This window comes from Allobrachymonas sp. (assembly GCF_041912815.1).
In the GTDB taxonomy this organism is placed as follows: Bacteria; Pseudomonadota; Gammaproteobacteria; order Burkholderiales; family Burkholderiaceae_C; genus Brachymonas.
In genome coordinates this window covers 185,980-200,395 of the sequence record NZ_JAYRLV010000002.1, presented here as the reverse complement: position 1 = coordinate 200,395, position 14,416 = coordinate 185,980, and the positions used below count along the sequence as shown (strand labels likewise).

The 14,416-nt window shown below is 68.1% G+C and carries 12 protein-coding genes and 1 pseudogene; 7 read left to right on the top strand and 6 right to left on the bottom strand.

Annotated elements, in window-relative coordinates; translation table 11 throughout:
- Nucleotides 1-59: 59 nt before the first annotated feature.
- Complete coding sequence (locus ACE3P9_RS03380) at nt 60-2,060, bottom strand: ABC transporter ATP-binding protein (protein ID WP_374491841.1); 2,001 nt, start codon at nt 2,058-2,060, stop codon at nt 60-62.
- A gap of 200 nt (nt 2,061-2,260) precedes the next feature.
- Between ACE3P9_RS03380 and mnmE the strand changes: the two genes are divergently transcribed.
- Both mnmE and ACE3P9_RS03370 read left to right on the top strand, forming a co-directional pair.
- Nucleotides 2,261-3,697, top strand: a complete 1,437-nt coding sequence (mnmE, locus tag ACE3P9_RS03375) for a tRNA uridine-5-carboxymethylaminomethyl(34) synthesis GTPase MnmE (RefSeq protein ID WP_374491840.1) — start codon at nt 2,261-2,263, stop codon at nt 3,695-3,697.
- 244 nt (nt 3,698-3,941) lie between these two features.
- A pseudogene (locus tag ACE3P9_RS03370) lies at nt 3,942-4,397 on the top strand (acyl-CoA thioesterase); the annotation flags it as partial.
- 374 nt (nt 4,398-4,771) lie between these two features.
- On the opposite strand, the gene rsmA reads toward ACE3P9_RS03370, so the two are convergent.
- From rsmA to ACE3P9_RS03355, 3 genes are read right to left on the bottom strand one after another with little or no spacing between them, the layout of a single operon-like run.
- Nucleotides 4,772-5,554, bottom strand: coding sequence for a 16S rRNA (adenine(1518)-N(6)/adenine(1519)-N(6))-dimethyltransferase RsmA (rsmA, locus tag ACE3P9_RS03365; protein WP_374491940.1), 783 nt, complete (start codon nt 5,552-5,554; stop codon nt 4,772-4,774).
- A 44-nt stretch (nt 5,555-5,598) separates the two neighbouring features.
- The gene (locus tag ACE3P9_RS03360; protein ID WP_374491839.1) at nt 5,599-7,011 is read right to left on the bottom strand and encodes a peptidylprolyl isomerase; all 1,413 of its coding nucleotides are present in this window, start codon (nt 7,009-7,011) and stop codon (nt 5,599-5,601) included.
- Between the two features lie 20 nt (nt 7,012-7,031).
- Nucleotides 7,032-9,512 carry an LPS-assembly protein LptD gene (locus ACE3P9_RS03355; protein WP_374491838.1) on the bottom strand — a complete coding sequence of 827 codons (2,481 nt, stop codon included), beginning with the start codon at nt 9,510-9,512 and terminating at the stop codon, nt 7,032-7,034.
- Between the two features lie 224 nt (nt 9,513-9,736).
- On the opposite strand from ACE3P9_RS03355, the gene ACE3P9_RS03350 reads away from it, so the two are divergent.
- Genes ACE3P9_RS03350 through ACE3P9_RS03340 form a run of 3 tightly spaced genes read left to right on the top strand, consistent with a single transcriptional unit; the run spans nt 9,737 to nt 12,452 of the window.
- Complete coding sequence (locus ACE3P9_RS03350) at nt 9,737-10,816, top strand: aminoglycoside phosphotransferase family protein (RefSeq protein ID WP_374491837.1); 1,080 nt, start codon at nt 9,737-9,739, stop codon at nt 10,814-10,816.
- Nucleotides 10,817-10,854: 38 nt separating this feature from the next.
- Nucleotides 10,855-11,583, top strand: a complete 729-nt coding sequence (locus tag ACE3P9_RS03345) for an SDR family oxidoreductase (RefSeq protein ID WP_374491836.1) — start codon at nt 10,855-10,857, stop codon at nt 11,581-11,583.
- A gap of 50 nt (nt 11,584-11,633) precedes the next feature.
- Nucleotides 11,634-12,452: a 16S rRNA (uracil(1498)-N(3))-methyltransferase gene (locus ACE3P9_RS03340; RefSeq protein ID WP_374491835.1), complete on the top strand. Its 819-nt coding sequence runs from the start codon at nt 11,634-11,636 to the stop codon at nt 12,450-12,452.
- A 183-nt stretch (nt 12,453-12,635) separates the two neighbouring features.
- Here ACE3P9_RS03340 and ACE3P9_RS03335 read toward each other — a convergent pair whose 3' ends face one another.
- Nucleotides 12,636-12,857, bottom strand: a complete 222-nt coding sequence (locus tag ACE3P9_RS03335) for a YdcH family protein (RefSeq protein WP_374491834.1) — start codon at nt 12,855-12,857, stop codon at nt 12,636-12,638.
- 125 nt (nt 12,858-12,982) lie between these two features.
- Complete coding sequence (locus ACE3P9_RS03330) at nt 12,983-13,150, bottom strand: DUF3149 domain-containing protein (protein ID WP_374491833.1); 168 nt, start codon at nt 13,148-13,150, stop codon at nt 12,983-12,985.
- Between the two features lie 240 nt (nt 13,151-13,390).
- Here ACE3P9_RS03330 and ACE3P9_RS03325 point away from each other — a divergent pair, with 240 nt between their 5' ends.
- Both ACE3P9_RS03325 and ACE3P9_RS03320 read left to right on the top strand, forming a co-directional pair.
- On the top strand, nt 13,391-13,861 hold the full coding sequence (locus tag ACE3P9_RS03325; protein WP_374491832.1) for a YidB family protein: 471 nt from the start codon (nt 13,391-13,393) through the stop codon (nt 13,859-13,861).
- Nucleotides 13,862-13,928: 67 nt separating this feature from the next.
- Nucleotides 13,929-14,384, top strand: a complete 456-nt coding sequence (locus ACE3P9_RS03320) for a rhodanese-like domain-containing protein (RefSeq protein WP_374491830.1) — start codon at nt 13,929-13,931, stop codon at nt 14,382-14,384.
- The last annotated feature ends 32 nt before the right edge of the window (nt 14,385-14,416 follow it).

Genomic DNA, 14,416 nt, shown 5'->3' with positions numbered 1-14,416 from the left:
GACAGAAAGCAGGGCCTGGCGGTGGGTCTGAGCTGCTGGTGAAGGGGCAGGCCCGCCTGTCAGCAGGCCGCAGGGCGATCGGCAGAAGCGCCCGAGGGCGGCTGGGGCGTGTCGGCTTCGGAGGCTGCATCGGCCGGAGTGGTCTCGGACGCGGCAGGGTCCGCAGCCTGACCGGCCGCCAGCGCGGTCTGGAGGGCATCGGCCTCTTCGTGTCCGGACTGCTCGCCCAGAAAACCGCCACTCTGCCGTTGCCACAGGCGCGCATACAGCCCATGGCGTGCCAGCAGTTCGTGGTGCGTGCCTTCTTCGACGATGCGGCCCTGGTCGAGCACCACGAGCCGGTCGAGCGCCGCGATGGTCGAGAGCCGGTGCGCAATGGCAAGCACGGTCTTGCCTTCCATGAGCTTGGCGAGGCTGTCCTGAATGGCCGCCTCCACTTCGGAGTCGAGGGCGCTGGTGGCCTCATCGAGCACCAGGATGGGGGCGTTCTTGAGCATGACGCGCGCGATGGCCACGCGCTGCCGCTGGCCGCCGGAGAGCTTCACGCCCCGCTCGCCCACCTGGGCGTCGTAGCCGGTGTGGCCCTCGCGGTCTTCCAGCGCGGAGATGAATCCATCGGCTTCGGCACGCGCGGCAGCGGCATGCAGCTCGGCCTCGCTGGCATCCGGCCGGCCGTAGAGGATGTTGTCGCGCATGCTGCGGTGCAGAAGCGAGGTGTCCTGCGTGACCACGCCGATGTGCGCGCGCAGGCTGTCCTGGGTGACGGCGCGGATGTCCTGCCCGTCGATGCGCACGCTGCCGGCCTGCACGTCCTGAAAGCGCAGCAGCAGGCTCACCAGGGTGGACTTGCCCGCGCCCGAGCGGCCGATCAGCCCCACTTTCTCGCCGGGACGGATCGTGAGCGTGAGGTCGTCGATCACCGGAGACAGGTCGGGCCGGTAGCCGAAGGTCACATGCTCGAACCGCACTTCCCCCTGCGTCACGCGCAGCGTGCCGGCTTCGGGCGCATCCACCACCGTCGGGGCCCGCGAGAGGGTATTGATGCCGTCCTGGATGGTGCCCACATGCTCGAACAGCGTGGTCAGCTCCCACATGACCCAGTGGCTCATGCCGTTGAGGCGCAGCGCCATGGCGGTGATGGCCGCCACCGCCCCGATGCCGATGCCCTGCTGGGCCCAGAGCCACAGCGCCAGGCCGCCCGAGCTGCCGATGAGCGCCACCATCATGACCTGGTTGGTGATCTCGAACTGGCTCACGAGCCGCATCTGCGCGTAGCCGGTGGAGCGGAAGCCGTCCATGGCCGCACGGGCAAAGGCCGCCTCGCTGCGGGTATGGGCAAAGAGCTTGACCGTGGCGATGTTGGTATAGGCATCGGTGATGCGTCCCGTCATGGCCGCGCGGGCATGGGCCTGCTCGCGGCTCACCTGCGCGAGCCGTGGCACGAAGTAGCGGCAGGCCGCCACATAGGCAGCCGCCCACAGGGCAAACGGCACCATCAGCCGCCAGTCGAAACCCGCGGCCAGCAGCAGGATCGTGAGCATGTAGGTGCCCATGCCGATGAGCACGTCGGCCGTGGTGAACAGCATGTCGCGCACGGCCAGGGCCGTCTGCATGATCTTGGTGGTGATGCGGCCCGCGAACTCGTCGGCATAGAACGCCATGCTCTGGCCGAGCATCAGGCGGTGGAAGTTCCAGCGCAGCCGCATCGGAAAATTGATGGCCAGCACCTGGTGCTTGACTGTGGTCTGCAGCGTCACCAGCGCGATCGAGGCCAGCATGATGCCGGCGAGCCAGGCAAGCGATGTCCCCCGTGCGGCCAGCAGCGCGTGCGGGTGCAGCGCGCCGAGCCAGTCCACCACGCGCCCCAGCGTGGCGAACAGGAACACCTCGTACATCGAGATCAGTGCCGACAGCACAGCCAGCGCCACCAGGGAGCCACGCGCCCCGGTCGCCGCCTGCCACACAAAGGGCCAGAACGCCCGGGGCGGCAGGGCAGGATCAGGAGCGGGATAGGGCGCGAGACGATGCTCGCACCAGGAAAAGAACCGGGACAGACACATGGCTGCATGGTAGCGGAGAAGCCATGCCCGCATGGCAGCAGGTTTTGCGCTTCTGTGCGCCAGATTCGGTGCAGGCGTATCCCGTGCATCCAGGGCCACCCGAGAGCTGCGCCGGGACCTGGTTTCTGGCAAGATGCAGCGATTGTCCGAGCTGCCTGCCTGCGCTGCAGCAGACCCCCTCTATCCGGAGACCCCGTTTCATGCTTGCCCGTCATGCCCAGCCCATTGCCGCCATTGCCACCGCCCCCGGACGGGGAGCCGTGGGCATCGTGCGGGTGAGCGGGCAGGGGCTTGCCCCGCTCGTCGAAGCCCTGCTCGGACGCCCGCTCGTGGCCCGCATGGCCACCTACCTGCCGTTTCCGGATGCGCAGGGGGCCGCGCTCGACCATGGACTGGCCCTGTGGTTCCCGGCCCCGCACAGCTACACCGGAGAAGACGTGCTCGAACTCCAGGCCCACGGCGGCAGCGTGGTGCTGCGGCTGCTGCTGGCTCGCTGCCTGCAGGCCGGCACCTCCCTGGGGGTGCGGGTGGCCGAGCCGGGAGAATTCACCGAACGCGCCTTCCTCAACGGCAAACTCGATCTGGCCCAGGCCGAAGCCGTGGCCGACCTCATCGACGCCAGCACCGAAACCGCTGCCCGCAGCGCCAGCCGCTCGCTGAGTGGCGCCTTCAGCCACGAGGTGCAGACCCTGCGCGACGCCCTCGTGCACCTGCGCATGCTCGTCGAAGCCACGCTCGACTTCCCCGAGGAAGACATCGACTTTCTTCGCCAGGCCGACGCTTCGGGACAGCTCGACCGCATCGCCGAGCGCCTGGCCAGCATCCGCCGCCAGGCCCGGCAGGGCGCGCTCCTGCGCGAAGGCATCCGCGTCGTCATCGCCGGCCAGCCCAATGCCGGCAAGAGTTCCCTGCTCAATGCCCTGGCGGGGGCCGAACTGGCCATCGTCACTCCCATTGCCGGCACCACGCGCGACAAGGTCACCCAGACCATCCAGATCGAGGGCGTGCCCCTGCACGTCGTCGACACTGCCGGCCTGCGCGACACCTCCCTTGCCGAAGTCGACGCCGTAGAGGCCATCGGCATCGAGCGCGCCTGGGGCGAAATCACCCAGGCCGATGCCGTCCTCTTCCTGCACGACCTCACCCGCCAGTCCGACCCCGCCTACCGCGAGGCCGACGCCCGCATCGCCGAGCGCCTTGCCGAGCAGCTCCCCGCAAGCGTGCCCGTGCTGCATCTGGCCAACAAGGCCGACACCCTGACCGATGCGCCCCCTGACCTGTCAGCTCCCGTGGACGCCCATCGGCAGGAGGATGCCGATGCGCCCCTTCTGCTCAGCGCACGCACCGGTGCCGGACTCGAAACCCTGCGCCAGCGCCTGCTGCGCCTCGTCGGCTGGCAATCTGCCCCCGAAGGTGTCTTCATCGCCCGTGAGCGCCACCTCCACGCGCTCGAACACGTGGCCGTTCACGTCGAGGAAGCCCGCGCCCACCTCGCCAGACCCGCCCCCGCCCCCGCCCTCGACCTCCTCGCCGAGGAACTCCGCCTCGCCCAGAACGCCCTCAACACCATCACCGGCGAATTCACCCCCGACGACCTCCTGGGCGAAATCTTCGGCAAGTTCTGCATTGGCAAATAACCCAAAGAGCCCGTGCCTTGCGGGGCAGTTGGCCGTGAGTGGGCCGTGTCTGCGGCAGGGAGCTTGTGGTTGGCGCACAATGCGGTACCTCAGCGGCATGCAGAGGTGCAGCATGGGTGGCCTGGATTTTGCTTGGGTTGCTGGTGCTTGCGGCTGCATGCGGCAAAGCGGGGCGCGTGCTTCATGCCTGGCGTGGAGCTTGGCCTGCTTGATTTTTCTTTTTTTCTGAACCGATCTGTCAACCATGGACTTACCTGCCCACCAGCTCACCATGACGGTGCTGATGACTCCCGATACGGCCAATTTCTCCGGCAATGTGCACGGGGGGACCATTTTGAAGCTTCTCGACCAGGTGGCCTATGCCTGCGCGAGCCGCTATGCGGGGCGTTACGTGGTCACGCTGTCGGTGGATCAGGTGATGTTCCGGCAGCCGATCTATGTGGGCGAGCTCGTGACGTTCTATGCCTCGGTGAACTACACGGGTACTTCGTCGATGGAGGTGGGGATCAAGGTGGAGGCGCAGAACATTCTGTCGCAGGAGACGCGGCATGTGAACAGCTGCTTTTTCACCATGGTGGCGGTGGACGAGGAACGGCGGCCGGTGGCCGTGACGCCGCTGCGGCCCTTTACCTCTGACGAGAAACGCCGCTTCGAGGAGGCCATGGTCCGCAAGCAGCTTCGCCGCGAGTACGAGGAGCGCGCACCGCGCCGGACTCTGGCGCCTGCAGCCGAATCGAAGTCTGCGGGGCAGAGCGGGCGTGTGCCGGCAGCTGCCAGGGCGGAAGTGCCTGTGGCCGGTGCTGCGCAGACAGGGAAAGGGGCTGCGCTGGCTCCGGCAGGTGCCGATGCGGTGGCCGCTCACCTGCCCAAGGGGGTGAAGACCGTCAAGCCTGCCAGGTCCGGCAAGGCGGCGGGCAAGCACGCCAAGGGGAGCAAGGCCGGCAAGGCATCGGCCGACTGACAGGGGCGGTTCCGTTCCGTCGCTGTGGGAGCTTGCGTGCTGACGCGCGCAGGCTCTTGCTTTTGCCCAGTCAGCGCCTGTGTGCTGCTGCCTGTGCCGTGCGGCGGGGCGCTTCAGGCGGACAGTGAGGGGGACTGGGCCAGCGCCACATATTCGGCTACCGGCACTTCCTCGGCGCGGCGGTGCAGGTCGAAATCGCCGGTGTAGCCGTGGGCCTCCAGCCAGTGGCCCAGGCTGTGGCGCAGGAGCTTGCGTCGCTGGCTGAAGGCGGACTGCACCAGCTCGCCCAGCAGCCGTGCATCGACGGCAGGCGCGTCCGCAAGGGGCACCATGCGCACCACGGCGCTGTCGACCTTGGGCGGCGGGTTGAAGCTGCCGGGGGGCACGTCGAGGACTTTTTCCATGGCGTAGCGCCACTGCAGCATCACGCTCAGCCGGCTGTAGTCCGAGGTGGACGGGCCGGCGACCATGCGGTGCACGACTTCCTTCTGCAGCATGAAGTGCTGATCCTGCACGATGGCAACGTGGTCGAGCAGGTGGAACAGGATCGGGGTGGAGATGTTGTAGGGCAGGTTGCCCGCAAGGCGAACCTGGGTCCAGCCACGCTCGGCCGCCAGCGCCGTGATGTCGACCTTGAGCACATCGGCCTCGATCACGTCGAGCGTGGGCACGGTGCGCAGGCGAGCAGCGAGATCGCGGTCGAGCTCGATGACGGTCAGATGGCCGCAGCGCTCGACGAGCGGCCGGGTGAGGGCAGCGAGACCGGGGCCGATCTCGATGAGAGGCTCGCCGGGCCGGGGATCGATGGCATCGACGATACCCTCGATGACGGCCTGGTCATGCAGGAAGTTCTGGCCGAAGCGCTTGCGCGCCACATGGCCCCCGCTGTGGGCCACCGGGGTGCGGGCATGGTGGCCTGGGCGGGAGGGGGTGGAACGGCTCAATGCGCGGCCTCGCGCAGCTCGACGTAGGCACGGGCACGGATGTTGCGTTCCCATTCGGCACCGGCGGCGGCTTCCTTCTGCTGGCGGAGGGCGGCGCGGGCAGCTTCGAGCTCCTGCTGCGGGGTCATGGGCATGGCGCGGCGTCCGAGGAGCTGGGCCAGATGCACGCCGAAGCGGGTCACGAACGGAGCGCTGATCTGTCCCGGTTGCAGCCGGTCGATCTGCTGGGTGAATTCGGGCACGAACACGTCGGGCGGGGTCCAGCCCAGGTCGCCGCCCTGCTGGGCGCTGCCGTCTTCGGAGACGGCCCGTGCGGCATCGGCAAAGTCCCGCTTGCCAGCCGTGATCTGCTGGCGCAGCTTGGTGAGTTCGGCCAGAGCCTGTGCCTGGGTGAGCTTGGGGCCCGTGCGCAGCAGGATGTGGCGCACGTGCAGCTCGGGCACGGTCATGACGGCGGTGGTCTGCTGGCGGTCCACGACCTTCAGGATGTGGAAGCCGGCCACGGTGCGGATGATGCCGGTGGTCTGGCCTGCCGGCACGTTCTGCACGGCGCTGGTGAATTCGGCCGGGTACTGCGCTGCGGGCAGCAGGCCCATGACGCCGCCGGTGGTGCGGCCGGAGCCGTCGGTGTAGTCGTGCACCACGGTGGCAAAGTCGGTGCCCGAGCGCAGCTTGGCGAGGGCTTCCTCGGCCTTGGCCTGCAGCTGCTGCACGGTGGCGGCATCGGCATTGCGGGGCACGGCGATGATGATCTGGGCCAGATTGAGCATTTCGACCGGAGCGACTCCGGCGCCCGCCTTGGCCTGCTGCTCGCGCAGGTAGGCCAGCGCGTCGGCATCAGTGACCTTGCCGGTCATGGAGGCGATCTGTCCCTGGCGCAGGCGTTCCACGGCGATCTGGTCGGCCAGTTCCTGGCGGTATTGGGCCGGTGTGAGATGGCGGTCGGTCTGCACGCGGGCCAGCAGGGTCTTGATGTCGGTCTGGTTCTGGGCGGCGACTTCCTGCAGGCGGACGTTGACTTCCTCGTCGCTGGCGGTGAGGCCCGCCTTCTTGGCGAAGCTGATGGCGGCCTTGCGCAGGATGAGGTCGTTGAGGGCCTGCTTGAGCAGGGCGGCCCGTTCGGGCACGGCGGCATGGCGGGCAGTGAGGTCGTGCGCGATCAGGTCGGCGCGCAGGTTGACCTCGCGGTTGGTGACGGGGGTGGATTCGACCACGGCCACGATGTAGTCGCCCACGACCGGGGCGCCCGGCGTCGCGTGGACTGCCGGCGCGGCAGCCGTGGGGGCCTTCTTGCGGGAGGGGGTGCGGGCCTGCGCGGGCAGCACGGCGCCGATGGCCATGAGGGTGGCCAGGGTGAGGGCGCCGGTACGGCGGGTCAGGGAGGACAGGCGGACGACGGAAGAAGTCATGGGATGCTCTGCGGTGGGGGTCATTCGTATTGCTCGAATCGGCTGTGCTCGGCGGCGGAACCGTCGCGCAGCAGCTGGTAGTGCGGAATATTGTCGCGGAAGGTGGGAATGGGGCTCGATCCGAGGCGGGTGAGGCCGGTGAGTTCGAGCTGGAACATGATCTTGTTGCTGTACTGTACCGGGGTTTCCTGGGTCTGCTGGCGGCGCAGCGCCACCCGGCCGATCCAGCAGCAGGAGTCGTATTCGAAGCCAAGGATGGCGTCGACGATGCGGCGGTCGAGCATCGAGTAGTACACGCGGCCGACCGAGTACCAGCGGTTCGGGCCGAGGCCCTGACCACGGCCGGGCGAGGCGTCCTTTTCGCCCCAGAGGTCGTTGATGGGCCATTGCCAGCCGGCGTCGACCTGCTCGCTCACGCCCCGCTGCAGACGGTAGTTGGCCGACAGGGTGCGGTAGGGACCGGGGCTGTAGCTCACGCCGAAGACCGAGCGGATGTTGCGCCCGATGGTGGGGTCGTACTGCAGGGCCGCGCGCGTGCTCCAGCGGGGACTCCAGTGCAGGCTGGCGTCGAAGAGCAGGTCGCTGAAGCTGCTGCTGTCGGCGGTGTCGCTGGCGTTGAGGGTGACCTGCCGGGCATGCATCTGGCGCCGTGCGGCGGCGGTGAAGCTGGCCAGTTCCTTGCCGGTGTCGGCTTCGTAGAGCCGGCTGGTGACGCCGGCGGTGAGGGCGTTGATGTCGGCAACCCGGTCGTTGCCGGAGAAGGGGTTGGCGCTGAAGATGCTTGAGAGGTTGAAGTCCTTGAGCGCCGTGTCGTACACGGGCAGGTAGCTCTGGTCGCGGTAGGGCGTGTAGGCGTAGAACAGCCGTGGTTCGAGCGTCTGCGTGATGTTGCGCCCGAAGAACTGGGTGGAGCGCTCGAAGACCAGTCCACCGTCGAGCGTGAAGGTGGGCAGCACCCGCGTGGCGCTGGTGGCGCCGTTGCTCATGGGGGTGGAGGTGTCGTAGCGCGTGGCATCGAGCTGCAGGGTGGGGGTGAGGTGTCCCCAGGAGCTCAGCCACGGGTAGCTGACACGGCCCTGCACGTAGCTGCGCTGGCCGTTGGGGTAGCCGGTGAGGGTGCTGTCGGAGCGGAAGCGCGTGGTGTCGAGGTCGATCGAGTAGTCGAAGCCGCGCACGTCGGTTCTGCTGTAGGTGGCGTGTGCCTGCGGGAGCTTGTCGAAGGGCGGGGTGAGGGTGTCGGGCTGCTGCAGGGTCTGCCATTTCTGGGCGAACACGTAGGCAGACCAGTCGCCGTGGCTCCAGTTGAGCCGCACGTCGTTGGAGAGCAGGCGGTCGGACAGCGAGCTGTTGATGGCCGAGAGGCTGTTGAAGTCGCGCCAGTAGTTGTCGTCGCTCACCCGGTGCAGGTTGAGGGTGAGTCCCAGATCGCCCCCCAGACTGGTGCCTGTGGGGATGGTCTGGGTGTGGTTGAGGCGGTAGCTCCAGCGCTTGATGTCGCGCAGGTTGTCGTGCGGCATGTCGTTGACCTCGATGTTGCCGCTGTAGTGCGGTTCGAGGTAGCGGAACTGGCCATAGAGGTTCACGCCCCGGCTGCTGTAGATCGTGGGGGTGACGGTGGCGTCGCGGTTGGGGGCGATGTCGAAATAGTAGGGCTGGCTGTAGGTGAGGCCATCGTTGGAGCCGTAGGACATGCTCGGAGCGAGCAGACCGGAGCGCCGCTTGTCGGACAGCGGAAAGCCGAGTCCGCCGGGAATCGGCAGGATGGGCACGCCCTTGAACACGAGCGCGCCGTGCTGCACGTAGCCTTCGTCGCGTTCGGTGTCGATGAGGATCTTGTCCCCCCGGAAGTACCACGCCGGGTTGGACTTGCCCGCCCGGGCGTCGTCGGTGCGGCACGTGGTGTAGATGGCGTCGTGCGCCAGGCTGTGGGTGTCGTCGATGAAGTCGACCTGGCTGGCGGTGCCGTGCGCGCCGTTGCGCAGCAGTCCGTACTGCACGTCCGAGAAGCCCCCGGACATGGTGTCGAGCTGGAGCTGGAGGCGGTCGCCGCGGTAGACATTGCCCTGGCGGTTGATGCGCACATGGCCGGTGGCCGTGACCGTGTTGGCGCTCTGGTCATAGACGAGCGTGTCGCCGTGCACCACGCCGCCCGGCTGGCGCAGCACAGCCTGGCCGGTGGCGGTCACGCTGCGGTCGACCTGACCATGCAGACGGTCGGCATCGACCACGGTGGTGGCGCCGGGGCTGGCCGTGCCGGGCTCGCGCACGGGCAGGCGCTCGTCGAGCCAGGGGCTGGGCTGCAGGGACAGAGGAGCCGACGCCGCCTCGGCGCGGGATGCGGCAGGCGCAGGCGCAGCGGCCGTGCCGGCACCGGCAGAGGAGGGGGCCAGGCATCCGGCACACAGCAGCCAGGCTGCCAGCGCGGTGGCCTGCGGATGCAGGCGCGGCGGCATCTCGTCCGTGCGGGAGCGCCGACGGAGCGGGGAGGAATTCTGAATCACGCCAGACGTAGGGTTGGGGTTGGACAACAGGAAACGGGGAAAACGACAGGGCCCGCGCGCAGGCACGGCCATCCTGCCATTGTGCCAGTCTCTGCCGGCCGCCCCATCACATGTCCGCGCCAAAATGTAGCCGTCCTGCGGGCCTGCACGGGGTGCCGGCGGCCCGGGGCAAACGCCTACAATGCGGGCGTGCCGGGTGGCCGGCCTGTTCAGGATGTTTCCCCATGTCTGCGATTCCCTCCGTCACCTGGGCCGATTCCGCCCGTGCCCAGGACTTTGCCCGCTGGCTCGGGCAGGTGGCTCCGTCCCACCAGCTGCTGCCCGATACCGTGGTCCTGGCCAGTGCCGATGCCAGCTTCCGCCGCTATCTGCGCATCGACAGCGCAGGCGGGCTGCCCAGCCGCATCATCATGGACGCGCCCCCCGATCGGGAGAACTGCCACCCCTTCGTCCATGTGGCGCGCCTCATGGAGGAGGCGGGGCTCCACGCGCCCCGCGTGCTGGAGTGGGACGAGCCCCACGGCTTCATGCTGCTCACCGACCTGGGAGACCGCACCATGATGACGGCGCTCGACCCCGAGCGTCCCGAGGCGGCCCAGCCGCTGTACGTGCAGGCGCTCGATGTGCTGCTGCCCTGGCAGCTGGCCTCGCGCCCTGCCGAGCTGCCGCTCTATGACGAAGCCATGCTTCTGCGCGAGCTCCAGCTCTTTCCCGACTGGTATCTGGCCGAGCACCGCAAGGTGCAGCTCACCGAGGCCCAGCGCGAAGTGCTGCAGCGCACCTTCGCCACCCTGGTGAAAGCCAATCTGGCTGCCCCGCAGGTCTATGTGCACCGCGACTTCATGCCCCGCAACCTCATGCTCGGAGCCGAACCGGGGGCTCCGCTGGGGGTGCTCGACTTTCAGGATGCCGTGTACGGGCCCGTGACCTACGACATCGCCAGCCTCATGCGCGACGCCTTCATCAGCTGGGAGGAGGACATGGTGCTCGACATCACCGTGCGCTACTGGCAGCGTGCCCGCAAGGCCGGGCTGCTCGACCACGAGGGCTGGCATGGCGACTTTGGCGCCTTCTACCGCGCCGTCGAATGGATGGGGCTGCAGCGTCACCTCAAGGTCGCAGGCATCTTTGCCCGTCTCACGCTGCGCGACGGCAAGCCGCGCTATCTGGCCGATGCGCCCCGTTTCATCGACTACATCCGCCACACGGCGCGGCGCTATCGCGAGCTCGCACCGCTGCTGCGCCTGGTCGACGAGATCGAGGGCACTGGCGACGTGACCGGCTACGCCTTCGGTCGCGTGTGAGCGCCATGGGCACTGTGGCCTCCCCCGACACTCCCGTCATGCTCATCACCGGCGCGAGCCGGGGAATAGGGGCCGCCGTGGCCCGGCTTGCGGCTGCCCGGGGCTGGCGACCGGTGGTGGCGTACCACCGGGATGCAGCGGCAGCTGCGGCCGTGGTGCGAGACATCGCTGACGGCGGCGGCACTGCCTGGGCGCTGCAGGCCGACGTGTCCCGCGAGGAGGAGGTCCAGCGGCTCTTTGCCGACACCCTGACCCGTGCCGGCAGGCTCGATGCCCTGGTGACGAGTGCCGGACTGGCGCCCGCTGCTGCGCGGCTCGATGCGCAGGACCTGACCCGCTGGCAGACCCTGTTTGCCGTCAACACGCTGGGCACCATGCTGTGCGCCCGCGAGGCCGTGCGCCACATGAGCACGCGCCATGGCGGCCGGGGCGGTGCCATCGTGCACGTGGGCAGCTCGTCCTCGCGTGGCGGCTCGCCGGGCCGGTATGTGGACTACGCCGCCAGCAAGGGCGCCATCGACAGCTTCACCGTCGGCCTCGCGCGCGAGGTGGCCGCCGAAGGCGTGCGGGTCAATGCCGTGCGTCCCGGCATCACCGACACCGGCATCCATCACGACAGCCCCGAAGCCATGGCCCGCCGTCTGCAGGTCGTGCCCCTGGGGCGCATCGGCAGCCCCCGCGAAGTGGCCGAGGCCATTGTCTGGCTGGCCAGCTCGGCGGCCAGCTATGTCACGGGCCATCTGCTCGACGTGGCCGGCGGCGTGTAGCGCGCCGATGCGGCACATTTCCTGATTCCTCCCTTTTCGACAGACCCGCCATGCCTGCCCGCTTCCATTGCCCCGTGCCGCTCGTGAGCGGCGAGAAAATCAGCCTGCCCCCCGGCACCGCCCGCCACGTTCAGGTGCTGCGCCTGCAGCCGGGAGATGCCATCGTGCTCTTTCATGGCGGGCTGACCCTCGACGCCGACGGGCTCCCCGTGCCCGGTGCGGATGCACCAGCCTGTGCACAGGGCGCCTTTGAGGCCACCATCACCCGCATGGGGCGCAGCGAGGTCCTCGTTCAGATCGGGGCCTGCCATGCCGCGCTGCCTTCCTCTACCCCTGTCCCCGAAGTGCATCTGGCCGCAGGCATGCCTGCCAACGACCGCATGGACTGGCTGGTCGAGAAGGCCACCGAGCTCGGGGTGTCCGGCATCCAGCCGCTCATGACCGCGCGCGGCGTGCTGCGTCTCAAGGGCGAGCGCGCCACGCGGCGGCAGGCCCACTGGCAGGGCGTGGCGGTGGCTGCCAGCGAGCAATCGGGGCGGCTGTCGGTGCCGCCGGTCTGGGGCGTGCGCGATCTGCAGGACGCACTGGCCCCGGCGGCAGGTTCGGGCGGCGGAGATGCAGCAGCGCTGCTCCCCCTGCGCCTCGTGCTGTCGCTCGCTGCCGGCGCACAGCCCCTGCATGTGCGCACGGCGGCCCTGGAGGCGAACCGCGCGGTGTGGCTGCTCTCCGGTCCCGAAGGAGGCCTGGCCCCCGAAGAGGAAGCTGCCGCCCTGCAGCAGGGCTGGCTGCCCGTCACGCTCGGAAACCGGGTGCTCCGCTCCGAGACCGCCCCTCTGGCGGCCCTGGCCTATCTGATGCTGCGGGGCTAAGGGCGCTGCCGGGATCGGTGAAAGGCCAGCGGGCCGGTACGGGGCGTTGCGCTGCCTCTGGCAGAGCCCCATCTTCTTTTTCCACTCGGTCTGGGACGGGCAACAAAAAACCCACCGCATGGGGTGGGTTCTCGGTGCAGAAGGGCGGCGTCCGGGGAGTGCCCGGCCCGCGGCCCGTCTGGTTCATGCCTTGCCGGCAGCCTTGCGCAGGATTTCGTACAGCTCGTCCTTGAGCTGCAGCTTTTCCTTCTTGAGGTTTTCGATGTCGGCACCGGTCTGACCAGCAGGATCGGCTTCGATGTTCTTGATCTTCTGGTCGAGTTCGTTGTGCTTGTCGAACAGGCGCTCGAAACGGGCGTCTTCGGTCTTGAGCTTGGTGATCAGGTCGCGGTATTCTGGAAACATGGTTTTCCCTTGTCACGGTGGGGAGTCTAAAAGGGCCAACAGAGCCCTTGCATCAAGTATAAGCGACGCACTGGAATCTCCGCATGCGCCAGCCAGCCCCCCGCCGGCGTGATGGTGGCTCAGGCTCAGGTGCGCAGCTGAGGTTTTTGCTGTTCGGCTGCGGCGCGGTCCTCGGCAATGTGCCGGCGCACGAACTTGTAGATGAACACAGCCATCACGATGATGAAAGCGATGGTAAAGAGGGACAGCAGCCCAATATCCGTACTAAACAGTTCACGCATCAGGACATCCATCGCCAACTCCTTGTAGGTTACTTATAGAAACATGTCGATTAGGCACTGGCTGCGGGATGTGACTTTTGACCTGAATCAAAGACATTCGAATATGATGAATTGATGCCTGCCGCGGGGGATAGGGTACATTTTCATCGCTGTTCATTCTGGCGGCGCGTGTCCGGCCCACGGCCGAGACATCAAGGCTCGCCACCGGAAGACAGTTCTCTTCTTCACTTTTCTTTGCACAAGGAGCATCCCATGGGACTGCTGGATTCGGTACTGGGCGCCGCCCTCAACAGTCAGAACAACGGCCAGGGAGGGCTGCTCGGCAGTCTGGGTGGCCTGCTCGGGGGCGGCAGCCAGGAGCAGAGTGCGGGCCTGCTCAGTGGGCTGCTCAACCAGGTCGGCGGGCTCAATGGCCTGCAGGAGCTCATGGGCAAGGCCGGTCTGGGTGAACAGGTCAGCTCCTGGATCGGCAACGGCCAGAACCTGCCCGTGAGCGCAGAGCAGATTCAGTCCGCACTGGGTTCGGGCGTGGTGAGCTCTCTTGCCGGCAAGCTGGGACTCGATGCATCGCAGGCCTCGGGCATGCTGGCCCAGGTGCTGCCCGATCTGGTCAACCATCTCACTCCCCAGGGGCAGGTGACGGAAGGCGCCGCTGCCAGCGGGCAGCTCGATGCCTCCAGCCTCGTGGGCATGCTGGGGGGCCTGCTGGGCGGCCATCGCTGACCCTGGGCAGAGCGGGGGCTGGCAAAAGGGGTGATACTCGGATCATTCCGATCCCACGAGTTGCCAGATGACTGCCCCTGCTGCCTCCCCCTCTTTCCCTTCCTCCTTCACGCCGGACGCACAGCCCGGGTATGCCGGTGACGTGTCCCCCGAACAGGCTTGGGCCTGGGTGCAGGCGGGCTCGGCCGTGCTGGTCGACGTGCGCACCGATGCCGAGCGCGACTGGGTGGGGCAGGTGCCCGGTGCCGTCCCCCTGGGCTGGAAGATCTATCCCGGCATGGAGCTCAATGCCGGATTCGATGCCGGCATTGCAGCCGTGGCCCGGGCCCATCCGGGATGCCGGCTGCTGTTTCTGTGCCGCAGTGGCGTGCGCTCGGTGGCAGCCGCCACCCGCGCCACCGAGCTGGGGCTGTCGCCATGCTTCAATGTGCTCGAAGGCTTCGAAGGAGCCCTGGATGCCGAGGGGCATCGGGGCACGCAGGGCGGCTGGCGCCACCATGGCCTGCCCTGGGTGCAGGGCTGAGGCGGAGACACGGCAGGCCCGTGCGGGCCTGA

Bases quoted from the DNA above. Each gene is read 5' to 3' on its own strand.
- ACE3P9_RS03330 (WP_374491833.1), bottom strand. From the start codon at position 13,150: ATGGATGTCCTGATGCGTGAACTGTTTAGTACGGATATTGGGCTGCTG.
- ACE3P9_RS03350 (WP_374491837.1), top strand. From the start codon at position 9,737: ATGTCTGCGATTCCCTCCGTCACCTGGGCCGATTCCGCCCGTGCCCAG.
- ACE3P9_RS03340 (WP_374491835.1), top strand. From the start codon at position 11,634: ATGCCTGCCCGCTTCCATTGCCCCGTGCCGCTCGTGAGCGGCGAGAAA.
- ACE3P9_RS03360 (WP_374491839.1), bottom strand. From the start codon at position 7,011: ATGACTTCTTCCGTCGTCCGCCTGTCCTCCCTGACCCGCCGTACCGGC.
- ACE3P9_RS03345 (WP_374491836.1), top strand. From the start codon at position 10,855: ATGCTCATCACCGGCGCGAGCCGGGGAATAGGGGCCGCCGTGGCCCGG.
- ACE3P9_RS03380 (WP_374491841.1), bottom strand. From the start codon at position 2,060: ATGTGTCTGTCCCGGTTCTTTTCCTGGTGCGAGCATCGTCTCGCGCCC.
- ACE3P9_RS03320 (WP_374491830.1), top strand. From the start codon at position 13,929: ATGACTGCCCCTGCTGCCTCCCCCTCTTTCCCTTCCTCCTTCACGCCG.
- ACE3P9_RS03335 (WP_374491834.1), bottom strand. From the start codon at position 12,857: ATGTTTCCAGAATACCGCGACCTGATCACCAAGCTCAAGACCGAAGAC.
- mnmE (WP_374491840.1), top strand. From the start codon at position 2,261: ATGCTTGCCCGTCATGCCCAGCCCATTGCCGCCATTGCCACCGCCCCC.
- ACE3P9_RS03325 (WP_374491832.1), top strand. From the start codon at position 13,391: ATGGGACTGCTGGATTCGGTACTGGGCGCCGCCCTCAACAGTCAGAAC.